Raw genomic sequence first — 22,379 nt, 5'->3', positions numbered from 1 at the left:
GCGCTGAACGCCGCTGCCCGCATTGAACTGCTCAGCCCTCGGCTGGCGAACCAGATCGCCGCCGGTGAGGTAGTTGAACGTCCGGCCTCGGTGATCAAGGAGTTGCTGGAAAACAGCCTCGACTCCGGTGCCAAACGCATTGACGTCGACGTCGAGCAGGGCGGCGTCAAGTTGCTGCGGGTGCGCGACGATGGCAGCGGCATCTCTGCCGATGACCTGCCGCTGGCGCTGGCTCGTCACGCCACCAGCAAGATCCGCAATCTGGAAGACCTCGAGCAGGTGATGAGCCTCGGTTTCCGTGGTGAAGCACTGGCGTCGATCAGCTCCGTGGCGCGCCTGACCCTGACCTCGCGCACCCGCGACGCCGATCAAGCGTGGCAGGTGGAAACCGAAGGCCGTGACATGGCGCCCCGCGTGCAACCGGCGGCGCACCCGGTCGGCACCTCGGTGGAGGTTCGCGACCTGTTCTTCAACACCCCGGCGCGGCGCAAATTCCTCAAGACCGAAAAGACCGAATTCGATCACCTGCAAGAAGTGATCAAACGTCTGGCGCTGGCGCGCTTCGACGTGGCGTTTCATCTGCGCCACAACGGCAAGACCATCCTCAGCCTGCACGAGGCCCACGATGATGCGGCCCGCGCCCGGCGTGTGGCGGCGATCTGCGGTTCGGGTTTCCTCGAGCAGGCATTGCCGATCGAGATCGAGCGCAACGGCTTGCACCTGTGGGGCTGGGTCGGTTTGCCGACCTTCAACCGTAGTCAGGCGGATTTGCAGTATTTCTTTGTAAATGGCCGGGCGGTGCGCGACAAACTGGTCGCCCACGCCGTGCGTCAGGCCTATCGCGACGTGCTGTTCAACGGCCGTCACCCGACCTTTGCGTTGTTTTTCGAAGTTGATCCGGCGGCCGTCGACGTCAACGTGCACCCGACCAAACACGAAGTGCGCTTCCGTGACGGGCGCATGGTGCATGACTTCCTTTATGGCACGTTGCACCGCGCTTTGGGCGACGTGCGTCCGGAAGATCAGCTTGCCGGTTCCGTGACCACGGCTGTCGTGCGGCCGACGGGCCTCGATGCCGGTGAGTTCGGCCCGCAGGGTGAAATGCGTCTGGCGGCCAATGCGCTGCTGGAGCAACCGCAGGCGCAACCGGCGTTCAATACCTCGTCCGGTGCCAGCGCTGGCGGCGCTTACCAGTATCAATACACGCCACGCCCGCAATCGGCGATGCCGCCGGCTGCCGAGGCACAAGCTGCTTATCGAGAGTTTTTCGCACCGCTGCCGGAAGCCAATGCCAACGCATTGCCGGCCGGTCAGGAAGACATTCCGCCGCTCGGTTACGCGCTGGCGCAGCTCAAAGGCATTTATATTCTGTCCGAGAACGCCCAAGGTCTGGTGTTGGTGGATATGCATGCCGCCCACGAACGGATCATGTACGAACGCCTGAAAATCGCCATGGCCAGCGAAGGCCTGAGTGGCCAACCGCTGCTGGTGCCGGAATCCCTGGCCGTGAGCCAGCGCGAGGCCGATTGTGCTGAAGAGCACGCGGCATGGTTTCAGCGTCTGGGCTTCGAATTGCAGCGCCTGGGCCCGGAAACCCTGGCAATCCGTCAAATACCGGCGCTGTTGAAGCAAGCTGAGGCCAATCGCCTGGTCGGCGACGTGCTCTCGGACCTGATGGAGTACGGCACCAGCGACCGGATTCAGGCGCACCTCAACGAATTGCTCGGCACCATGGCCTGTCACGGCGCGATTCGCGCCAACCGGCGCCTGGCCCTGCCGGAAATGAACGGTCTGCTGCGTGACATGGAAAACACCGAGCGCAGCGGTCAATGCAACCATGGCCGACCGACCTGGACCCAATTGGGCTTGGACGATCTGGACAAACTGTTCCTGCGCGGTCGTTGATGAGCCAGCTCCCTCCAGCGATTTTCCTGATGGGCCCGACCGCTGCGGGCAAGACCGATCTGGCCATCGAGCTGACCAAGGTGCTGCCGTGCGAGCTGATCAGCGTTGATTCGGCGCTGGTCTATCGCGGCATGGACATTGGCACGGCCAAGCCTTCGAAAGAACTGCTGGCCGAATATCCGCACCGCTTGATCGATATTCTCGACCCGGCCGAGGCCTATTCGGCCGCGGATTTCCGTCGCGATGCCCTGCAAGCCATGGCCGAGATCACCGCGCGCGGAAAGATTCCGCTGCTGGTCGGCGGCACGATGCTCTATTACAAGGCTTTGGTCGAAGGCCTGGCAGACATGCCGGCCGCCGATCCCGAGGTCCGTGCGCAGATCGAAGAAGAGGCTGCACGCCTTGGCTGGCAAGCCCTGCACGACCAATTGGCGGTCATCGATCCGGTATCAGCGGCGCGAATTCACCCGAACGATCCGCAGCGTCTGAGTCGAGCGCTGGAAGTTTATCGAGTCAGCGGTCAGAGCATGACAGAGCTGCGCGAGCAACAATCTGCGCAAAGTACTGAAGCAGCCGCTTCGGGACTGCAACAATTGCCCTATACTGTCGCGAACTTGGCCATTGCCCCGGCGAATCGTCAGGTACTGCACGAGCGGATTAAACAAAGATTCACAAATATGTTGGAACAGGGGTTCATCGACGAGGTCGTAGCCCTGCGTAAAAGAAGTGACCTGCATTCAGGGTTGCCGTCTATACGTGCGGTAGGCTACCGCCAAGTCTGGGACTACCTGGATGGCAAGCTGACGTTAGCCGAAATGCAGGAGCGCGGCATCATCGCCACGCGCCAGTTGGCCAAACGCCAGTTCACCTGGCTGCGCAGCTGGGAGGATCTACACTGGCTGGACAGTCTTGATTGCGACAATCTGCCACGCGCCTTGAAATACCTTGGGACCATCTCCATATTGAGCTGAGTCCTTGCAATTGCCGTCTATCCTTGGGGGTGTGGCGGCCAAAGCCATCTGAATTACCTATTTTTTATTATTGAATCCTTAAAGGAGTGCGGCACATGTCAAAAGGGCATTCGCTACAAGACCCTTACTTGAATACTTTACGTAAAGAGAAAGTTGGGGTTTCCATCTACCTGGTCAACGGTATCAAACTGCAAGGCACGATCGAGTCGTTCGACCAGTTCGTGATCCTGCTGAAAAACACCGTAAGCCAGATGGTTTACAAACACGCTATCTCGACAGTAGTGCCGGTTCGTCCAATTCGTCTGCCTAGCGCAACCGAATCCGAAGCAGGTGACGCTGAGCCAGGTAACGCCTGATAGGAGTCTCCTTTGTTCTTTGAGCGCCACGGTGGTGGTGAACGAGTGATCCTCGTTCACTTGGATGGACAGGACCCTGAGGCGCGCGAAGATCCGCAGGAGTTTCAGGAATTGGCTAATTCGGCCGGCGCCGAGACCGTTGCGTTTTTTAACGTGCCGCGTCATCGGCCAACCGCCAAATTTCTGATCGGCAGCGGCAAGGTCGAGGAGTTGCGCGACCTGGTCAAGGCTGAAGAAGCCGATCTGGTGATTTTCAATCACATCCTCACGCCCAGTCAGGAACGTAACCTCGAACGTGTTTTCGAGTGTCGCGTGATCGACCGTACCGGTCTGATTCTCGATATTTTTGCCCAACGCGCGCGTACCCATGAAGGCAAGCTCCAGGTCGAACTGGCCCAGCTTGATCACATGAGCACCCGGCTGGTTCGCGGCTGGACTCACCTTGAGCGTCAGGGCGGTGGTATCGGCATGCGCGGTCCGGGTGAAACCCAGCTGGAAACCGACCGCCGTTTGCTGCGGGTGCGCCTGCGTCAGATCAAGGGCCGCCTGGAGAAAGTGCGCAGTCAGCGCGAGCAATCGCGACGCGGCCGTTCCCGCGCGGATATTCCTACCGTTTCTCTGGTGGGATACACCAACGCCGGCAAATCCACTCTCTTCAACAACGTGACGAAATCCGACGTCTACGCGGCCGACCAATTGTTCGCCACGCTGGACCCGACCCTGCGTCGTCTGGATCTGGACGACCTGGGGCCGATTGTCCTGGCGGACACGGTGGGCTTCATTCGTCACTTGCCGCACAAGCTGGTCGAAGCATTTCGGTCTACCCTCGAAGAGTCGGCCAACTCCGACCTGTTGTTGCACGTGATTGACGCGGCGGAACCGGATCGCATGTTGCAGATCGAGCAGGTGATGGTGGTACTGGGCGAGATTGGTGCCCAGGACTTGCCGATCCTCGAGGTCTATAACAAACTCGATTTGCTTGAAGGCGTTGAGCCACAAATCCAGCGCGACGAAAACGGCAAGCCCCAGCGGGTCTGGCTGTCGGCGCGAGATGGCAGTGGTCTGGAGTTGCTTGAACAAGCCATCGCCGAATTACTTGGCAGTGATTTGTTTGTCGGTACCCTGCGTTTGCCGCAACGATTCGCCCGACTGCGTGCGCAGTTTTTCGAGCTCGGCGCGGTACAGAAAGAAGAACACGACGAAGAAGGCATCAGTTTGCTGGCCGTTCGTTTGCCCCGGGTCGAGTTGAATCGACTGGTAAGCCGCGAAGGATTGCAGCCGATGGAGTTCATCGAGCAACACACTTTGCAATAAAAGCCTGACAAAGCGGTTGTGCCGCAACGGCAGGCATTCTGTAGCATTGGTCGGCGCGCCGTGGGTGCGTCTTTGCTTTATCAGATGGAGAGCGCTATGGCTTGGAATGAGCCGGGTGGCAACTCGAATAATCAGGATCCTTGGGGTGGCAAGCGCCGCAATAACGGCGACCGCAAGGGGCCACCGGATCTCGACGAGGCCTTCCGAAAGCTGCAGGAAAGCCTGAACGGGTTGTTCGGTGGTGGTAAGAAACGCGGTGGTGATGACGGCGGTGGTTCGGGCAGGAGTGGTGGCGGCTTCGGCGGCCTGCTCGGCATCGGCCTCGTTGTGCTGGCGGCTGTCTGGCTGTACAGCGCGGTCTACGTGGTCGACGAGCAGGAGCAGGCTGTGGTGCTGCGCTTCGGCAAGTACTACGAGACTGTCGGCCCGGGCCTGAACATCTACTTCCCGCCGATCGACAAAAAGTACATGGAAAACGTCACGCGTGAGCGTGCCTACACCAAGCAGGGCCAGATGCTGACCGAAGACGAGAACATCGTCGAAGTGCCATTGACCGTGCAGTACAAGATCAGCAACCTGCAGGATTTCGTGCTGAACGTCGATCAGCCGGAAATCAGCCTGCAGCATGCGACCGACAGCGCCCTGCGCCACGTGGTGGGTTCCACTGCCATGGACCAGGTGCTGACCGAAGGTCGTGAGTTGATGGCCAGCGAAATCAAGGAACGTCTGCAACGCTTCCTCGATACCTATCGCACCGGTATCACCGTTACTCAGGTCAACGTACAGAGCGCAGCGGCACCGCGTGAAGTGCAGGAAGCCTTCGATGACGTGATCCGCGCCCGTGAAGACGAGCAGCGTTCGCGCAACCAGGCTGAAACCTACGCCAACGGCGTCGTGCCGGAAGCCCGTGGTCAGGCCCAGCGCATCCTTGAAGATGCCAACGGTTACCGTGACGAAACGGTCTCGCGCGCCAAGGGTGAGGCTGATCGCTTTACCAAGCTGGTCGCCGAGTATCGCAAGGCACCTGAAGTCACCCGCCAGCGTCTGTACCTGGACACCATGCAGGAAGTCTTCAGCAACACCAGCAAGGTACTCGTGACCGGTAACAAAAACGGCCAGAGCAACCTGCTTTACCTGCCGTTGGACAAGATGATTCAGAACAGTTCGGGCAGCAATGCACCGGTCACCGGTTCGGCTGCCGCCAGCAACAACACGGACGTCACGCCGCATGTCACTGACCTGCCGCAGTCGCGTACAAGGGAGACCCGCTGATGAGCAATAAATCGCTGATCGCCCTGATCGTTGGCGTCGTTGTGGTACTGGTGGGCTGGAACTGCTTCTACATCGTCGCTCAGACCGAGCGTGCGGTGCTGCTGCAATTCGGTCGTGTGGTGCAGGCCGATGTTCAGCCTGGCCTGCATGTGAAAGTGCCTTACGTTAACCAGGTGCGTAAATTCGACGCACGTCTGATGACGCTGGATGCACCGACACAGCGTTTCCTGACCCTGGAAAAGAAAGCCGTGATGGTCGACGCTTATGCCAAGTGGCGCGTGAAAGATGCCGAGCGCTTCTACACCGCGACTTCCGGTCTGAAGCAAATCGCTGACGAGCGTCTGTCCCGTCGTCTGGAATCCGGTCTGCGTGACCAGTTCGGTAAGCGCACCCTGCACGAAGTGGTGTCGGGTGAGCGTGATGCACTGATGGCTGACATCACTGCTTCGCTGAACAAAATGGCGGAAAAAGAGCTGGGTATCGAAGTGGTCGATGTCCGGGTCAAGACCATCGATCTGCCGAAAGAAGTGAACCGCAGCGTGTTCGAACGTATGAGCACCGAGCGTGAGCGTGAAGCTCGCGAGCACCGCGCCAAGGGTAACGAGCTGGCGGAAGGCATCCGTGCTGACGCCGATCGTCAACGCCGCGTGCTGCTGGCTGAAGCCTATCGTGAATCCGAAGAGGTTCGCGGTGACGGTGATGCCCAGGCCGCTGCGATCTACTCCAAGGCCTACGGTCAGGATCAGGAGTTCTACAGTTTCTATCGTAGCCTGCGCGCCTACCGTGAAAGCTTCGCGAACAAATCCGACGTATTGGTCCTCGACCCAAGCAGCGACTTTTTCCACTACCTGGAAAAGGCCAAGCCTTGATACGCCGTTGACCTGAATCATTCCGCCCGGCGGCTAATACCTCGGGCGGGGTGATCCTTTGGGAAAACGTGTGTATGATGCGGCAGCCGGGAAATTCCCGGCTTTTTTGCGTCTGCACGTTTGATTGCTGTTTTTTGTTGCAGGCATCGGGTTGAATGGCCCGAGAGTATTTCGAGGAAAGTGATGGGCGAAGCCGCTAACAGGCCTTTCGCCGCGTCGTTCATGCGCGTGCGTTTTGAACGGTTCAGTCATTTTCTGCTTCACTCAAGGCTCGCCCGCAGGCTGGCCGCCCGGATCAAAGGGGAATGGCGTAATGGCAACGGTAGACCGCTGGCTGCTGCCAGATGGCATCGAAGAAGTACTGCCACCGGAAGCGGCGCGCATTGAAGTCGCGCGTCGTCAGGTGTTGGATCTGTTCCAGAGCTGGGGTTACGAGTTTGTCGTGACTCCCCATATCGAGTACCTGGAATCCCTGCTGACCGGCGCGGGCCAGGACCTGGATCTGCGTACCTTCAAGGTCATCGACCCGCAGTCGGGCCGGCAGATGGGTTTCCGTGCCGACATCACGCCGCAAGTGGCGCGCATCGATGCGCACACCCTGCGTCGCGAAGGCCCGAGCCGTCTGTGCTATGCCGGCAGCGTGCTGCATGCGCAGCCGCGTGCACTGTCGTCCTCGCGCAGCCCGATTCAGTTGGGCGCCGAGTTGTACGGCGATGCCAGCCCTAGCAGCGACGTTGAAGTGATCAGCCTGATGCTGGCCATGTTGCAACTGGCCGATGTGCCGGACGTGCACATGGACCTCGGTCATGTCGGCATCTACCGTGGTCTGGCACGTGCCGCCGGTCTGTCCGGTGAAGTCGAGCAGCAGTTGTTCGATGCGCTGCAACGCAAGGCCATCGACGAGGTCATTACCTTGACCGAAGGCTTGCCGGCCGACTTGTCCGGCATGCTGCGCGCGCTGGTCGACCTGTGTGGCGGCCGTGAAGTGTTGAGCGCTGCCCGCGAACGACTGGCCAATGCACCGGCGCCGGTTTTGGCGGCACTGGAAGATTTGCTGGCGATCGCCGAGCGTCTGTCGGCACGTTTCCCGGATCTGCCGTTGTACTTCGACCTTGGCGAGCTGCGTGGCTACCACTACCACACCGGTGTGGTGTTCGCGGTGTTCGTGCCGGGCGTTGGCCAGTCCATCGCTCAGGGCGGTCGTTACGACGACATCGGTGCCGACTTCGGTCGCGCCCGTCCAGCGACAGGCTTTTCCACCGATTTGAAAACCCTGGTGACCCTGGGGCGTGCTGAGATCGAGCTACCGTCTGGCGGTATCTGGATGCCTGACAGTACGGATGCGGCACTCTGGCAGCAGGTTTGCCAGTTGCGCAGTGAGGGTCAGCGTGTCGTTCAGGCTTTGCCTGGGCAACCTTTGGCCGCCGCCCGTGATGCGGACTGCGACCGGCAATTGATTCAGCAGAACGGGCTTTGGCAAGTATCGCCACTGGCTTCTTGAGTTTTCCTGCCGGCCATCGCCGGCACCAAGTTTGCGCGAATGAGGACAAGTGTTATGGGTAAGAATGTCGTAGTCCTGGGCACCCAATGGGGTGATGAGGGCAAAGGCAAGATCGTTGATCTGCTGACCGAACATGCTGCCGCCGTAGTGCGCTACCAAGGTGGCCACAACGCTGGCCACACACTGGTGATCGACGGCGAGAAAACCGTCCTGCACCTGATCCCGTCGGGCGTGCTGCGCGAAGGCGTGCAGTGCCTGATCGGCAACGGCGTGGTGGTTGCACCTGACGCCCTGCTGCGCGAGATCACCAAGCTGGAAGAGAAAGGCGTACCGGTGCGCGAGCGTCTGCGTATCAGCCCGTCCTGCCCGCTGATCCTGTCCTTCCACGTGGCGCTGGACCAGGCCCGTGAAAAGGCTCGTGGCGAGCTGAAGATCGGTACCACCGGTCGCGGCATCGGCCCGGCTTACGAAGACAAGGTTGCACGTCGTGGCCTGCGTGTTGGCGACCTGCTGAACATGCCGCGCTTCGAAGACAAGCTGCGTGAATTGGTGGATTACCACAACTTCATGCTGGTCGGTTACTACAAAGAGCCGGCCATCGAGTTCGAAAAGACCCTGGCCGAGTGCAAGGAATACGCTGAGCTGCTGAAGCCGCTGATGCTCGACGTGACTGCCGAGCTGCACGACCTGCGTCGCGCCGGCAAAGACATCATGTTCGAAGGCGCCCAGGGTTCGTTGCTCGACATCGACCACGGTACCTACCCGTACGTGACCAGCTCCAACACCACCGCTGGTGGCGTGGCGACCGGTTCGGGCGTTGGCCCGATGTTCCTGGATTACATCCTGGGCATCACCAAGGCTTACACCACTCGCGTTGGTTCGGGTCCATTCCCGACTGAGCTGTTCGACGAAGTCGGTGCACACCTGGCCAAGCAAGGTCACGAGTTCGGTGCGACCACCGGCCGTGCCCGTCGTTGCGGCTGGTTCGACGCCGTTATCCTGCGTCGCGCTATCGATGTGAACAGCATCTCGGGCATCTGCCTGACCAAGCTGGACGTACTCGACGGTCTGGAAACCATCAATATCTGCGTCGGCTACAAAGACGCCGAAGGCAATGCCGTTGCGCCGACCGACGCTGACAGCTACGTAGGCCTGCAGCCTGTGTACGAAGAAGTGCCGGGCTGGACCGAATCGACCGTGGGTGCGAAAACCCTGGAAGAGCTGCCAGCTAACGCTCGTGCCTACATCAAGCGCGTTGAAGAGCTGATCGGCGCGCCGATCGACATTATTTCGACGGGCCCGGACCGCAACGAAACCATCGTTCTGCGTCATCCGTTTGCTTGATAAGCCGTTGATGTAAAAACACAAAGGCCCCTTCATCGGGGCCTTTGTCGTTTATGCCTGTTGGACGGCATGACCTTTGCTGTGAATCTGTCTACAAGAGTGCCATCAAATTAATGGCGTCAGAAGTAGAGGTATTCACAGTGTCGGCCGTTCTCTCACTGTTACAAAGCCGTTTGTTGCGGCCTGTGTTCGTTACCCTTGGTATCGCCCTTTTGGTGCAAGTGTTAGTGGCTGTTGCCCTGACGCGGAGCACCGTCACGGCGCTGGAGGCTGATTTGGCGGTGCGTTTGGGCGCCGACAGCCAGAAACTCTCCGGTGAGCTGGAGCAGGCCGGGCGTGAGGTCACGTCGAGCCTCGATGCCTTGTCCGCCAGTACGCGTCAGCGACTTACTGCCGGCCTGTCTTCGCGCCTGAAAGACGAGCAGGCGCAGCTGCGTGCGACGCTGGAAAAGGATCTCAAGGATTCGGCCAATGACATGGCGCAATTGCTCGCCTCGGTAGCGCCGCGTGCCATGTGGGACAGCGACGTCCCGACCCTGTCCGAGTTCGCTCGCCGTGCCCAGCGCAATCCCAACGTGCTGTTCGTGGTCTACGACGACGCCACTGGCCAGCACCTGACCCGTTATCTCAACCGCGAAAACCCGATCAACAAGGCCTTGCTGGAAAAAGGCCAGGGCGAGCGTGCGCTGGATAAAGTACTGGATGCGGCGAAGAACGATCCGTCGGTCTACTACCTTGAAGCCTCGATCAATCCCAACGGCGTGGAAATCGGCAAGGTGCTGATGGGTGTCTCCACAGCCTCGGTGGAAACCGATCTGGCGGCACTGGACAAGCGCTTCTCGGCGCTGATCGCCAGCAGTGATCAGTTGGTCGGCGACAGTCTCAAGGGCGCTGCCGCAGACAGTGCCAAAGCCATGCAGTCGCGCCTGCAGTCGGCGCAGTCCACTGCGACCGAGATGAAATCCAATACCGCCAATACCGTTCAGGAAGCAGCGGCAACCTTGCGCTGGCGGATCGGCATGGGCCTGGCGCTGGTCGGCTGTGGTGTGCTGCTATTGCTGGCAGTCGTGCTCGGCCATCGCGTGGTCAATCGCCTGAAGATGCTCAACGCCGCGATGGATGATCTGGCGGCGGGCGAGGGCGACCTGACCAAGCGTGTGCAGATCAACAGCAAGGACGAAATCGGTGATATGGCTTCGGCGGTCAATCGCTTTGTGGATAAGTTGCAGCCGATCGTGCGCGAGGCGGGTGATGTCGCGCAGCGTACCGGTGTGGAAATCGGCGCGATGACGTTGCGCAATGCCGGTGCGGATGCGGCAGCAGGTATGCAGCGTGATGAAGTAGCGGAGAGCCTGCGCGCGCTATCGCAGATGGCCGATGAGGCACAATCGGAAAGCCACGCGATGCAGGCGGCGTTGAAGCAAGTGGTCGATATTCGTCAGGCTACCGATGAAAACACCCGCACCTCTGCCAAGGTCGGCAGCTTGATCGAAGCGCTGGCCGGACAGGTAGATACCGGGGCAAAAGTCATCGAGCGGCTGGCGCAGCAGAGCGAGCAGATTGAAGTGGTGCTGACGGTGATTCACGGGATTGCCGAGCAGACCAACCTGCTGGCGCTCAACGCGGCGATCGAAGCGGCGCGTGCCGGTGAGACCGGCCGCGGGTTTGCGGTGGTGGCGGACGAAGTGCGGGCGTTGGCGAGCAAGACGCAAAGCTCCACCGGCGACATTCAGGCGCATATTGTCGCGTTGCAGCAGGGCGCGCGTGAGGCGGTCGAGGCGATCGGTCAGGCCGGGCGTCAGGCCAGCGAAGGCTTGCTGGTGTTGCGTGACAGTGCGCGGTTGCAGCAATCAGTGCAGGCGTCGGTCGAGCAAGTGCATGCGGCGATTGGCCTGGCGACGCAAGCGGCGGCGCATCAGGCGCAAGGTGCGCAGGCGGTGCGCGGGCGAGTCGAAACGATTCATGCACAGGCCGAGAAAGCGGCGCAGGCGGTGGTGGAGACCACGGCCAGTGGCAAGGTGCTGGATGGTTTGGCGGCGCAGCTGAAGGCGAGTCTGGGGCAGTTCAGGGCTTGATGCTGTCTGGTTTGGCTTCATTGCGAGCAGGCTCACTCCTACAGGGGGGAACGCATTCCAATGTAGGAGTGAGCCTGCTCGCGATAGTTATTTCAGCGGCTCAAATACATCCGGGTCGTCAGCAGATACACCGGTAATCCCGACACCAAAATCAACAACGCAGCATAAGGCGCCGCCGCCGCAAACTCGACGTTCGCGGTATGCGCCCACACCTCAGTCGCCAGCGTATTAAGCCCGGTCGGACTCAACAACAACGTCGCGGTCAATTCCTTCATCGCATCCAGAAACACCAGTGCAAACGCCGCGCCCAATGCCGGGAAGATGATCGGCAACGTCACCCGGCAAAACGCCGTGAACGACGAAGCGCCCAGCGTCCGCGCAGCTTCTTCCAGCTGCGGCGCAGCCTTGTTCAGGGCCGTGCGAATCGGCGCCTGCGCCAGCGGCAAAAACAGCAACGCATAAGCGATCAGCAGCAATCCCGAAGTCTGGTACAGCGCCGGCACGTAATGCAGGGCGAAATACACCAGCGTCAACGCAATCACCAGACCCGGCAGCGCGTGCAGAAGATACGGCAGGCGTTCGGCCCAGATCGCCAGTTGGCCTTTGTAGCGCACGACCAACAATCCGACGGGCACGGCCAGCACCAGGCACAATGCCGCACCGCCTAGAGAAAGCGCCAAAGAAGAAAGCAGTGCTTCAGTAATAGCGGCCACCGGAAAAGCCGCCGACGAACCGACCGCGAGCCAATACGCCAGCATCCCCAGTGGAATCCCGCTGCCGACAATCGCCAGCATCAGGCAATACAGCTGACCGACTGCTGCCCATGGTCCGAGTCGAACCTGTTCAGCCTGCCGCGCTGCACCTTGCCCGGTACGTACATGTCGACCTTTGCCGCGTACGCGCAGCTCCAGCCACAGCAACACCAGGCACAGCGCCAGCAGCACGGCCGACAGCATCGCCGCGTTGGCGTTGCTGAATTCCAGTTCGAATTGCTGATAGATCGCCGTGGTGAAGGTTTGCAGGCCGATGATCGACAGTGCGCCGAACTCGACCAGCATGTGCAAGGCAATCAGCAGAGAGCCGGCCAGCAACGATGGCCAGAGTAGCGGCAGGGTGACGCGGAAAAACACGCCCCAGCGATTTTGCCCGAGGGTGCGAGCCGACTCCTCAAGGGAGGGATCGAGATTGCGCAGCGTCGCGGCCACTGGCAGGAAGATCAGCGGGTACTTCGACAGGCTCATCACCAGAATCGCCCCGCCAAGCCCTTCGAACTGCGCACTCAAAGAAACCCAGGTGAAGCTGCTGACAAACGCGGGCACCGCGAACGGCAGGCACAGAATCACGCCCCACAGGCGTCGCCCCGGCAAGTTGCTGCGCTCCAGCAGCCAGGCCAGCGACAGACCGATCACGCCGCACGTGAGGGTGACGCCAACCATCAATGCCAGAGTGTTGCGCAGCAGGCCGAACACATACGGGCGCCACAGCAAGTGCAAGGCCTCGGCCCAACCGGCCTGCCAGGCTTTGAGCCCGACATAGGCCAGCGGCAACAGGCTCAGTACCACCAGCAATAACACCGGCAGCACCAGCCAGATCGATGGCCGTTTGCGCCTTGGTACGTAACCCCCGCGCGCGGCGGGGGCGGATAACGATGCGGCCATCAGTTCAAGCCAACTTCACGTTCCAGTTCCAGTGCTTCTTCGGCGTTGCCCAGATCGGCTGGCGTTACGTTCGGCGCTTCCAGCTCGCCGAACGGCTTGAGCCCGCGATCCGATTCCATGCCTTTGTGCAGCGGATACTCGGCGGTGGTCTGGGTGATCACGCGCTGACCTTCTTCGCTGGCCATGTAGGCAAGGAATTGCTGGGCTTCTTTTGGATGTTTGCTGGATTTCAGCACGGCAGCGCTGGACACGGTGATCAAGCCACCGACGTCGCCGCCGCTGAAGTAATGCAGTTTTGAGTCCAGTTTGCCTTTCTCGCGCTGCAGGGCGAACCAGTAGTAGTTGTTCACCAGCACGGTGGCAACTTCGCCGTTTTCCACGGCTTTGAGGGCGACCATGTTGTTGCTGTAGGTCTTGCCGAAAGCGCGCAGGCCGGTCAGCCATTCTTCGGCGGCATCGCGACCGTGCATCTTGATGATCGCCACGGCCTGTTCCTGGAAGGCGCCGCTGGTCGGTACGAAACCGACTTTGCCTTGCCATTGCGGATCGGAGAATTCCATCACAGATTTCGGCAGGTCTTTTTCATCGACCAGTTTCGGGTTGTAGGCGACCACACGAACGCGCGCCGTTACGCCAATCCAGGTGCCGTTACCGGCGACGTATTTTTCCGGCAAAACCGCCAGAGTGGCGTCATCAGTCTTGGCCAGCAAGCCCAGTTCGCCAAGATTGTTCAACGGTGGCGATTCTTCGGTGTAGATCACGTCGGCAGGGGAGCGGTCGCCTTCTTCGATGATCTGGCTGGCGAGCTGATTGCTGCTGCCTTTGCGCACATTGACGTGAATGCCGGTCTTGGCTTCGAAGGCTTTGGCGATCGCGTCGCCGACTTCCTTGTGCTGGCCGTTATAAAGCGTCAGGGAAACCGCATCGGCAGCCTGGGTGAGGGGAGTGGCGAGCGCCAGGCCGAGAAGGGTAAAGGTCAAGCCTCGGCGCAGGGTATTTCGAAACGTCATTCGCAGGGTTCCTCACTGTCGCATTGCAAAAACTTGCAACAATGATAAACGATATTGTTTCTCAAGTGCGCCTTGCGGTGGGGCTGGCGTTTTGATAGACGGGGTGGTGATGGATTTCTGGAAGCCAGAAACGCAAAAACCCGCTTTCGCGGGTTTCTGTGAAATCCAAGGCCGTAACCTTGAATTTGAATTGGTGCCCAGAAGAAGACTCGAACTTCCACGACCGTAAGGTCACCAGCACCTGAAGCTGGCGTGTCTACCAATTTCACCATCTGGGCAATCATCGCTAGCGTTGCCGCTGTTGATGTGGCGCACTATACGGAGCGCCTTTTGATCTGTAAACCCCTGATTTAATTTTAATAAATCAGTTTTAAGAAAACCCGGGCTTAGAATGCAAAAAACCCGCTTTCGCGGGTTTTGTGTGAGCCTCGAAACTGATCTAGTCTCAAGCTCGAAATTGGTGCCCAGAAGAAGACTCGAACTTCCACGACCGTAAGGTCACCAGCACCTGAAGCTGGCGTGTCTACCAATTTCACCATCTGGGCAGTATCGGTAACGCTTGTGCGTCGTCGATGGCGCGCACTATACGGAGCGTCTTTTTAACTGTAAACCCCTGTCAGCAAAAAACATGATTTTTTTTACCAGCGGTGGTCAAAACGGCTTGCCAGCGTCGCTACAGGGCCTCTGTTGGGCCTTATAGAGTCGGAAATTTCCCGTTTCATGGCGCCTATGCCAAACTAACCCGCATATAGACAAGGTGAAAACTCTCTAATGGCCGATTGGCAGTCCCTCGATCCCGAGGCCGCTCGTGAAGCGGAAAAATATGAAAACCCTATTCCTAGCCGCGAACTGATCCTGGCGCACCTCGCCGATCGGGGTTCGCCTGCTGCCCGTGAGCAACTGGTCGAAGAGTTTGGTCTGACCACAGAAGACCAGGTCGAAGCCCTGCGCCGCCGCCTGCGCGCCATGGAGCGCGACGCTCAACTGATCTACACCCGTCGTGGCACTTATGCGCCGGTCGACAAGCTTGATCTGATCCTCGGTCGCATCAGCGGTCACCGTGACGGGTTCGGCTTCCTGGTGCCGGACGACGGCAGCGACGACCTGTTCATGAGCCCGGCGCAAATGCGTCTGGTATTCGACGGCGACCGTGCGTTGGCCCGTGTTTCCGGTCTCGACCGTCGCGGTCGCCGCGAAGGCGTGATCGTTGAAGTGGTGTCGCGTGCTCACGAAACCATCGTCGGTCGCTACTTCGAAGAGGGCGGTATCGGTTTTGTTGTTGCCGACAACCCGAAGATCCAGCAAGAAGTGCTGGTTACCCCGGGCCGCAACGCCAACGCGCAGATCGGTCAGTTCGTCGAGGTGAAAATCACCCACTGGCCGACGCCGCGCTTCCAGCCGCAAGGCGATGTGGTCGAAGTGGTCGGCAACTACATGGCGCCGGGCATGGAAATCGACGTTGCCCTGCGCACCTACGATATCCCGCACGTCTGGCCTGAAGCGGTTCTGAAAGAAGCCGCCAAGCTCAAGCCGGAAGTCGAAGAGAAAGACAAAGAGAAGCGCGTCGACCTGCGCCATCTGCCGTTCGTCACCATCGATGGCGAAGATGCCCGCGACTTCGACGATGCTGTTTATTGCGAAGCCAAACCGGGCAAGCTGCGCCTGTTCTCCGGCGGCTGGAAGTTGTACGTGGCAATTGCCGACGTTTCCAGCTACGTGAAAATCGGTTCGGCGCTGGACAACGAAGCGCAAGTACGCGGCAACTCGGTGTATTTCCCCGAGCGCGTCGTGCCGATGCTGCCTGAGCAACTGTCCAACGGCCTGTGCTCGCTGAACCCGCACGTCGATCGTCTGGCCATGGTTTGCGAGATGACCATCTCCAAGTCCGGCGAGATGACTGACTACTGCTTCTATGAAGCGGTGATCCATTCCCACGCTCGTCTGACGTACAACAAAGTCAGCGCGATGCTGGAAACGCCGAAAATCACCGAGGCGCGTCAGCTTCGCGGTGAGTACAACGACGTTCTGCCGCACCTCAAGCAGCTTTATGCGCTGTACAAGGTGCTGTTGGCTGCCCGTCACGTACGTGGCGCGATCGATTTCGAAACGCAGGAAACCCGAATCATCTTCGGTACCGAGCGCAAGATTGCCGAAATCCGTCCGACCACCCGCAACGACGCGCACAAGCTGATCGAAGAGTGCATGCTGGCGGCCAACGTGGCCACCGCCGAATTCCTCAAGAAGCACGAAATTCCTGCGCTGTACCGCGTCCACGACGGCCCGCCACCGGAGCGTCTGGAAAAACTGCGTGCCTTCCTCGGTGAACTCGGCCTGTCCCTGCACAAAGGCAAGGACGGCCCGTCGCCGAAGGACTATCAGGCACTGCTGGCCAGCATCAAGGATCGTCCGGATTTCCACCTGATCCAGACCGTGATGCTGCGCTCGCTGAGCCAAGCGGTGTATAGCGCTGACAACCAGGGTCACTTCGGCCTGAATTACGAAGCCTACACTCACTTCACCTCGCCGATCCGTCGTTACCCGGACTTGCTCACGCACCGCGCAATCCGCAGCGTGATCCATTCGAAACAGGACACCCCGCACGTTCGTCGTGCCGGCGCGATGACCATTCCGAAAGCGCGTATCTATCCGTACGACGAGGCAGCGCTGGAGCAACTCGGCGAGCAGTGCTCGATGAGCGAGCGCCGTGCTGACGAAGCGACCCGCGACGTGGTGAACTGGCTCAAGTGCGAGTTCATGAAGGATCGCGTGGGCGAGTCGTTCCCGGGCGTGATCACCGCCGTGACCGGTTTTGGTCTGTTCGTCGAACTGACCGATATCTACGTCGAAGGCCTGGTGCACGTCACCGCGCTGCCGGGCGATTACTACCACTTCGACCCTGTGCATCACCGCCTGGCGGGCGAGCGCACCGGTCGTAGCTTCCGCCTCGGCGATACCGTTGAAGTGCGCGTGATGCGCGTTGACCTCGACGAGCGCAAGATCGACTTCGAGATGGCTGAAAAAACCATCAGCGCGCCGATCGGTCGGAAAAAGCGTGGTGCTGAAACTGCCGCACCCGCCGCGAAGGAAAAAGCCGAAGCGGCTCCAGCGAAAACCGCTGGTCGTCGCCCTGCTAAAGAGAAAGCTGCCGAAGCCTATCGCCCAAGCGACGCCGTGGCGAAAAACGCCGAGTTGCGCAAAAGCCGTGAAATGAAGAAAGCCCTGCTTTCCGATGCCAAAAACGGTGGTAAAGCGGCGTCCGGGGGAAAGACCGGACGGTCGGCGCCTGAAAAGGCCACCGGCGGCAAGCCAGCCAAACCGAGCAAACACCGTAAAGGCCCGCCAAAAGCGGGTTCGGCTCCAGCCAAAAGTGGCGGGGCACGTAAACCGAAGGCGAAGTCATGAGTCAGTTGGAAAAAATCTACGGCGTTCACGCAGTAGAAGCGTTGCTGCGTCACCACCCGAAACGCGTCAAGCAGATCTGGCTGGCGGAAAGCCGCAACGATCCGCGCGTGCAGACTCTGGTTGAACTGGCCAACGAAAATCGCGTTCAGGTCGGCCAGGCCGAACGTCGCGAAATGGACGCTTGGGTTGAAGGCGTGCATCAGGGCGTAGTCGCGGAAGTCAGCCCGAGTCAGGTCTGGGGCGAAGCCATGCTCGATGAACTGCTCGACCGCACCGAAGGCGCGCCTCTGTTGCTGGTGCTCGACGGCGTGACCGATCCGCACAATCTCGGCGCCTGCCTGCGTTCGGCCGATGCGGCCGGTGCGCTGGCGGTAATCGTGCCGAAAGACAAATCGGCAACTTTGACCCCGGTCGTGCGGAAAGTCGCTTGCGGTGCGGCGGAAGTGATTCCGTTGGTTGCGGTAACCAACCTCGCTCGCACCCTGGAAAAACTTCAGCAGCGCGGTTTATGGATTGTCGGTACGGCGGGTGAGGCCGAGGTCAGCATTTATGACCAGGACCTGACCGGCCCGACCATCCTGATCATGGGCGCTGAAGGCAAAGGCATGCGTCGTCTGACTCGCGAGCACTGTGATTATTTGGTAAAGCTGCCGATGGCCGGGAGCGTCAGCAGTCTGAACGTATCCGTGGCAACTGGCGTGTGCCTGTTTGAAGCGCAGCGTCAGCGCGGTGCCAAGGCCAAGGCTGCCGCGAAGAAGTAGTCTTGAGCTGAAAGCGGTTCAAATGTGGGAGCGAGCCTGCTCGCGAAAGGGGTGTGTCAGACGACATTAATGTTGCCTGATGTATCGCATTCGCGAGCAGGCTCGCTCCCACAGTGTTTTGTGGTGTGCATAAATGGGTGGTTGTTCAAATAATCACCAATTGCCTTGCACCTCTTCTGTCCCTTCTCTACAATTGCGCCCCTTGCTGTGACGGCAGGCACGCATGTGCCCCGCGCCAGCAAGTCCATAAGTGTCATTCACTCCTTGTCTGACCGTTTTTGAGCGGCAGGCTACAACCCGTAAGGAGCATTCATGCGTCATTACGAAATCATCTTTTTGGTCCACCCGGATCAAAGCGAGCAAGTCGGCGGCATGGTTGAGCGTTACACCAAGCTGATCGAAGAAGACGGCGGCAAAATCCACCGTCTGGAAGATTGGGGCCGTCGTCAACTGGCCTACGCAATCAACAATGTTCACAAGGCTCACTACGTGATGCTGAACGTTGAGTGCACTGGCAAGGCCCTGGCCGAGCTGGAAGACAACTTCCGCTACAACGATGCAGTGATCCGTAACCTGGTCATCCGTCGCGACGAAGCCGTTACTGGCCAGTCCGAGATGCTCAAGGCTGAAGAAAACCGCAGTGAGCGCCGTGAGCGTCGCGACCGTCCTGAGCACGAAGGCGCTGATAGCGCTGATAGTGATGACAGCGACAACAGCGATAACGCTGACGAGTAATCCACGGACCTTTTAAGGAGCCTATCAAATGGCACGTTTCTTCCGTCGTCGTAAATTCTGCCGCTTCACCGCTGAAGACGTGAAAGAGATCGATTACAAAGATCTCAACACTCTGAAAGCCTACGTATCCGAGACCGGCAAAATCGTTCCAAGCCGCATCACCGGTACCAAAGCTCGTTATCAGCGTCAGCTGGCCACCGCTATCAAGCGCGCCCGCTTCCTGGCCCTGCTGGCCTACACCGACAGCCACGGCCGCTGAGACCGGGCAGTCGACAAGTAGCAAAGGATTGAATGCATGCGTGCCTTAGCTGAGTTCATCATGCGAGGCCGTATGCAGGCCACTCTCGTGGTGGCCGGATGTGCAACATTGCCGTTGTTGTATTGGTTGGGCGCTGCCGCCGGGAGCCTTGTGCTGCTGCGGCGCGGACTGACGGACGCCCTGGGTGTTCTGTCTCTGGGGCTGCTGCCGGCATTGATCTGGTGGCTGTATGCCGATGACCCACGGGCACTTCTGGTGCTGCTGGGGTCTTCGGGACTTGCGTTGGTTTTGCGCGCAAGTGAGTCCTGGGTTCGCACGCTGCTGGTCAGCGTAGTGATTGGAGTGGTGTTTTCAGTGGTGCTCGGGGCAGCGTTTGCGGCCCAGATCGAGATGCTCGCGCAGGCCTTGATAAAGGTCATGCCGGCGCTTCTCGGTGAGACTTACAAGCAATTGTCGGTCGATGAGCAAGCGCGTTTCGCGTCCCTGATCGCACCAGTCCTGACCGGACTGATTGCGGCGTTGTTGCAAATCGTCAGCGTGCTGAGCCTGATTGTCGGGCGGCATTGGCAGGCGTTGTTGTACAACCCGGGTGGTTTTGGTCGCGAGTTTCGCGCCATCCGGATCCCGCTGGGGCCGGCGATGTTACTGCTGGCGTTGATGCTTCTGGGCCCGAATCTCGGTGCACAGATGGCCATGTTGACGCCGTTGTGCAGTGTACCGCTGGTGTTCGCCGGACTTGCCCTGATTCACGGGCTGGTCGGGCAGAAGCGACTGGCCGGTTTCTGGCTGGTGGGGTTGTACGTCACGCTGCTGCTGTTCATGCAGCTGATCTATCCGTTGCTCGTGGTCCTGGCCATTGTCGACAGCCTGATTGATTTTCGCGGTCGTCACGTGTCGAAAGACACCGATAACGCGAACGGTGAAGGTTAAAAGTTAAGAGGATTTCCACATGCAACTGATCCTTCTGGAAAAAATCGCCAACCTGGGCAACCTGGGCGACAAAGTAAACGTTAAGGCCGGTTACGGCCGTAACTACCTGCTGCCTTTCGGCAAAGCTACCGCTGCGACCGCTGCCAACCTGGCTGCGTTCGAAGAGCGTCGTGCTGAGCTGGAAAAAGCTGCCGCAGACCGTAAAGCATCGGCTGAAAGCCGTGCTGCCCAACTGGCCGAGCTGGAAGTGACCATCACTGCCACCGCTGGCGACGAAGGCAAGCTGTTCGGTTCGATCGGTACTCACGACATCGCTGACGCACTGACCGCCTCCGGCGTTGAAGTTGCGAAAAGCGAAGTTCGTCTGCCGAACGGCACCATCCGCAACGTGGGTGAATTCGACGTGGCTGTGCACCTGCACGCCGAAGTTGAAGCCACCGTACGCGTTGTTGTGGTAGCAGCTTAAGCAACACTGATCGGCTGGCGGCTTGTCCGTCAGACGGTTAACATCGGGCACGATCCTGTTTACAGGTCGTGCCCTTTGTCTTTCTGAATTCCCTGTTTTTCCAAACAACACAAGTGGCCATGAACGATATCTCCGCTCCCGAGCAATACGATCTGCAAACCGCTGCCCTGAAGGTGCCGCCGCATTCCATCGAAGCCGAACAGGCTGTACTCGGTGGTCTGATGCTGGACAACAACGCCTGGGAACGCGTGCTCGATCAAGTCTCCGACGGCGATTTCTATCGACATGACCACCGTCTGATCTTCCGGGCGATCGCCAAACTGGCCGATCAGAACATGCCGATCGACGTCGTGACCCTGTCCGAACAACTGGACAAGGAAGGTCAGACCTCGCAAGTCGGCGGTCTCGGTTACCTTGGCGAACTGGCGAAAAACACGCCGTCCGTCGCCAACATCAAGGCTTATGCGCAGATCGTTCGCGAACGAGCGACCTTGCGCCAGTTGATCGGCATCAGCACCGAAATCGCCGACAGCGCCTTCAATCCGGAAGGCCGCACCGCCGCCGAGATTCTCGACGAAGCCGAACGGCAGATCTTCCAGATTGCCGAGGCCCGGCCTAAAACCGGCGGCCCGGTGGGTGTGAACGATTTGCTGACCAAGGCCATCGACCGCATCGACACCTTGTTCAACACCGACAACGCCATCACCGGCCTGTCCACCGGCTACACCGACCTCGACGAGAAGACCAGCGGCCTGCAGCCGTCCGACTTGATCATCGTCGCCGGCCGTCCGTCGATGGGTAAAACCACCTTCGCGATGAACCTGGTGGAAAACGCCGTGTTGCGCAGCGAGAAGGCGGTCCTGGTGTACTCCCTCGAGATGCCAGGCGAATCGCTGATCATGCGTATGCTTTCCTCGCTGGGGCGTATCGACCAGACCAAGGTGCGTTCCGGTCAACTGGAAGACGACGACTGGCCGCGCCTGACTTCAGCGGTCAACCTGCTCAACGACCGCAAGCTGTTCATCGATGACACCGCCGGTATCAGCCCGTCGGAAATGCGTGCACGGACCCGACGTCTGGTGCGTGAGCACGGCGACGTCGGCCTGATCATGATCGACTACCTGCAACTGATGCAGATCCCCGGTTCCAGCGGCGATAACCGGACCAACGAGATTTCCGAGATCTCGCGATCCCTGAAAGCGCTGGCCAAGGAGTTCAACTGCCCGGTGGTGGCGCTGTCGCAGCTCAACCGCTCCCTCGAACAGCGCCCTAACAAGCGCCCGGTGAACTCCGACTTGCGGGAATCCGGAGCGATCGAGCAGGACGCCGACGTGATCATGTTCGTGTACCGCGACGAGGTGTATCACCCGGAAACCGAACACAAGGGCATCGCCGAAATCATCATCGGCAAGCAGCGTAACGGCCCGATCGGTTTTATCCGCCTGGCGTTCATCGGCAAATACACCCGTTTCGAAAACCTTGCGCCCGGCAGCTACAACTTCGACGACGACGAATGAGTGTTGGCCGAAGTCATTCGGCCAACACCCGCTC

18 protein-coding genes and 2 tRNA genes are annotated in these 22,379 nt (G+C 59.6%); 16 read left to right on the top strand and 4 right to left on the bottom strand.

Annotation, left to right across the window (positions count from 1 at the left end):
* The first annotated feature begins 3 nt into the window (after window positions 1–3).
* The 9 genes from mutL (at window position 4) to ACOYXJ_RS06625 (ending at window position 11,607) form a co-directional block, all read left to right on the top strand.
* Entirely contained in the window at window positions 4–1,905 is a 1,902-nt protein-coding gene (gene mutL, locus ACOYXJ_RS06665) for a DNA mismatch repair endonuclease MutL (protein WP_401044870.1), read from the top strand.
* Window positions 1,905–2,876 (top strand): tRNA (adenosine(37)-N6)-dimethylallyltransferase MiaA, encoded by a 972-nt coding sequence (gene miaA, locus ACOYXJ_RS06660; RefSeq protein WP_460368578.1) that lies wholly within the window; start codon window positions 1,905–1,907, stop codon window positions 2,874–2,876. The genes mutL and miaA overlap by 1 nt, the downstream gene beginning before the upstream one ends.
* A 95-nt stretch (window positions 2,877–2,971) precedes the next feature.
* On the top strand, window positions 2,972–3,232 hold the full coding sequence (gene hfq / locus ACOYXJ_RS06655) for an RNA chaperone Hfq (protein WP_007902656.1): 261 nt from the start codon (window positions 2,972–2,974) through the stop codon (window positions 3,230–3,232).
* Between the two features lie 12 nt (window positions 3,233–3,244).
* A complete protein-coding gene (gene hflX, locus ACOYXJ_RS06650) occupies window positions 3,245–4,546 on the top strand; it encodes a ribosome rescue GTPase HflX (protein WP_095120629.1) in 1,302 nt (433 codons plus the stop codon).
* Between the two features lie 96 nt (window positions 4,547–4,642).
* Entirely contained in the window at window positions 4,643–5,818 is a 1,176-nt protein-coding gene (gene hflK / locus ACOYXJ_RS06645) for an FtsH protease activity modulator HflK (protein WP_016984785.1), read from the top strand.
* Entirely contained in the window at window positions 5,818–6,687 is an 870-nt protein-coding gene (gene hflC, locus ACOYXJ_RS06640; protein WP_007915830.1) for a protease modulator HflC, read from the top strand. The genes hflK and hflC overlap by 1 nt, the downstream gene beginning before the upstream one ends.
* A 313-nt stretch (window positions 6,688–7,000) precedes the next feature.
* On the top strand, window positions 7,001–8,188 hold the full coding sequence (locus ACOYXJ_RS06635) for an ATP phosphoribosyltransferase regulatory subunit (protein WP_038360371.1): 1,188 nt from the start codon (window positions 7,001–7,003) through the stop codon (window positions 8,186–8,188).
* Window positions 8,189–8,242: 54 nt separating this feature from the next.
* Window positions 8,243–9,532 (top strand): adenylosuccinate synthase, encoded by a 1,290-nt coding sequence (locus ACOYXJ_RS06630; protein WP_016984782.1) that lies wholly within the window; start codon window positions 8,243–8,245, stop codon window positions 9,530–9,532.
* Window positions 9,533–9,672: 140 nt separating this feature from the next.
* On the top strand, window positions 9,673–11,607 hold the full coding sequence (locus ACOYXJ_RS06625; protein WP_110719632.1) for a methyl-accepting chemotaxis protein: 1,935 nt from the start codon (window positions 9,673–9,675) through the stop codon (window positions 11,605–11,607).
* A gap of 92 nt (window positions 11,608–11,699) precedes the next feature.
* On the opposite strand, the gene ACOYXJ_RS06620 is transcribed toward ACOYXJ_RS06625, so the two are convergent.
* From ACOYXJ_RS06620 to ACOYXJ_RS06605, 4 genes are all read right to left on the bottom strand, one after another.
* Window positions 11,700–13,265: an ABC transporter permease gene (locus ACOYXJ_RS06620; RefSeq protein WP_186612910.1), complete on the bottom strand. Its 1,566-nt coding sequence runs from the start codon at window positions 13,263–13,265 to the stop codon at window positions 11,700–11,702.
* Window positions 13,265–14,275 (bottom strand): extracellular solute-binding protein, encoded by a 1,011-nt coding sequence (locus tag ACOYXJ_RS06615; protein ID WP_460368572.1) that lies wholly within the window; start codon window positions 14,273–14,275, stop codon window positions 13,265–13,267. The genes ACOYXJ_RS06620 and ACOYXJ_RS06615 overlap by 1 nt, the downstream gene beginning before the upstream one ends.
* Before the next feature lie 191 nt (window positions 14,276–14,466).
* Window positions 14,467–14,553: transfer RNA gene (locus ACOYXJ_RS06610), tRNA-Leu, on the bottom strand.
* Between the two features lie 180 nt (window positions 14,554–14,733).
* Window positions 14,734–14,820, bottom strand: a tRNA-Leu gene (locus ACOYXJ_RS06605).
* Between the two features lie 226 nt (window positions 14,821–15,046).
* Here ACOYXJ_RS06605 and rnr point away from each other — a divergent pair.
* The 7 genes from rnr to dnaB all read left to right on the top strand — a co-directional run bounded on the left by rnr (window position 15,047) and on the right by dnaB (window position 22,345).
* Window positions 15,047–17,677: a ribonuclease R gene (gene rnr, locus ACOYXJ_RS06600; RefSeq protein ID WP_150795618.1), complete on the top strand. Its 2,631-nt coding sequence runs from the start codon at window positions 15,047–15,049 to the stop codon at window positions 17,675–17,677.
* Window positions 17,674–18,438, top strand: coding sequence for a 23S rRNA (guanosine(2251)-2'-O)-methyltransferase RlmB (gene rlmB / locus ACOYXJ_RS06595; RefSeq protein WP_127925618.1), 765 nt, complete (start codon window positions 17,674–17,676; stop codon window positions 18,436–18,438). Before rnr ends, rlmB begins: the two co-directional genes overlap by 4 nt.
* A gap of 312 nt (window positions 18,439–18,750) precedes the next feature.
* Window positions 18,751–19,173: a 30S ribosomal protein S6 gene (rpsF, locus tag ACOYXJ_RS06590; RefSeq protein ID WP_038360383.1), complete on the top strand. Its 423-nt coding sequence runs from the start codon at window positions 18,751–18,753 to the stop codon at window positions 19,171–19,173.
* 28 nt (window positions 19,174–19,201) lie between these two features.
* Window positions 19,202–19,432 carry a 30S ribosomal protein S18 gene (gene rpsR, locus ACOYXJ_RS06585; RefSeq protein ID WP_002551829.1) on the top strand — a complete coding sequence of 77 codons (231 nt, stop codon included), beginning with the start codon at window positions 19,202–19,204 and terminating at the stop codon, window positions 19,430–19,432.
* A gap of 36 nt (window positions 19,433–19,468) precedes the next feature.
* A complete protein-coding gene (locus ACOYXJ_RS06580; RefSeq protein ID WP_016983782.1) occupies window positions 19,469–20,362 on the top strand; it encodes a hypothetical protein in 894 nt (297 codons plus the stop codon).
* A gap of 19 nt (window positions 20,363–20,381) precedes the next feature.
* Window positions 20,382–20,828, top strand: coding sequence for a 50S ribosomal protein L9 (gene rplI, locus ACOYXJ_RS06575; protein WP_003186385.1), 447 nt, complete (start codon window positions 20,382–20,384; stop codon window positions 20,826–20,828).
* A 119-nt stretch (window positions 20,829–20,947) separates the two neighbouring features.
* Window positions 20,948–22,345 (top strand): replicative DNA helicase, encoded by a 1,398-nt coding sequence (dnaB, locus tag ACOYXJ_RS06570; RefSeq protein ID WP_007915846.1) that lies wholly within the window; start codon window positions 20,948–20,950, stop codon window positions 22,343–22,345.
* Window positions 22,346–22,379: the final 34 nt, after the last annotated feature.

It is taken from the genome of Pseudomonas sp. Tul2A7, assembly GCF_054790505.1.
This window is presented reverse-complemented; position numbering and strand designations above follow the sequence as displayed.

What these genes read in the sequence shown, in the direction of transcription:
- miaA (WP_460368578.1), top strand. Translation starts at nt 1,905, where the DNA reads ATGAGCCAGCTCCCTCCAGCGATTTTCCTGATGGGCCCGACCGCTGCG.
- hfq (WP_007902656.1), top strand. Translation starts at nt 2,972, where the DNA reads ATGTCAAAAGGGCATTCGCTACAAGACCCTTACTTGAATACTTTACGT.
- hflK (WP_016984785.1), top strand. Translation starts at nt 4,643, where the DNA reads ATGGCTTGGAATGAGCCGGGTGGCAACTCGAATAATCAGGATCCTTGG.
- hflC (WP_007915830.1), top strand. Translation starts at nt 5,818, where the DNA reads ATGAGCAATAAATCGCTGATCGCCCTGATCGTTGGCGTCGTTGTGGTA.
- ACOYXJ_RS06635 (WP_038360371.1), top strand. Translation starts at nt 7,001, where the DNA reads ATGGCAACGGTAGACCGCTGGCTGCTGCCAGATGGCATCGAAGAAGTA.
- ACOYXJ_RS06630 (WP_016984782.1), top strand. Translation starts at nt 8,243, where the DNA reads ATGGGTAAGAATGTCGTAGTCCTGGGCACCCAATGGGGTGATGAGGGC.
- ACOYXJ_RS06620 (WP_186612910.1), bottom strand. Translation starts at nt 13,265, where the DNA reads ATGGCCGCATCGTTATCCGCCCCCGCCGCGCGCGGGGGTTACGTACCA.
- ACOYXJ_RS06615 (WP_460368572.1), bottom strand. Translation starts at nt 14,275, where the DNA reads ATGACGTTTCGAAATACCCTGCGCCGAGGCTTGACCTTTACCCTTCTC.
- rnr (WP_150795618.1), top strand. Translation starts at nt 15,047, where the DNA reads ATGGCCGATTGGCAGTCCCTCGATCCCGAGGCCGCTCGTGAAGCGGAA.
- rlmB (WP_127925618.1), top strand. Translation starts at nt 17,674, where the DNA reads ATGAGTCAGTTGGAAAAAATCTACGGCGTTCACGCAGTAGAAGCGTTG.
- rpsF (WP_038360383.1), top strand. Translation starts at nt 18,751, where the DNA reads ATGCGTCATTACGAAATCATCTTTTTGGTCCACCCGGATCAAAGCGAG.
- rpsR (WP_002551829.1), top strand. Translation starts at nt 19,202, where the DNA reads ATGGCACGTTTCTTCCGTCGTCGTAAATTCTGCCGCTTCACCGCTGAA.
- ACOYXJ_RS06580 (WP_016983782.1), top strand. Translation starts at nt 19,469, where the DNA reads ATGCGTGCCTTAGCTGAGTTCATCATGCGAGGCCGTATGCAGGCCACT.
- rplI (WP_003186385.1), top strand. Translation starts at nt 20,382, where the DNA reads ATGCAACTGATCCTTCTGGAAAAAATCGCCAACCTGGGCAACCTGGGC.
- dnaB (WP_007915846.1), top strand. Translation starts at nt 20,948, where the DNA reads ATGAACGATATCTCCGCTCCCGAGCAATACGATCTGCAAACCGCTGCC.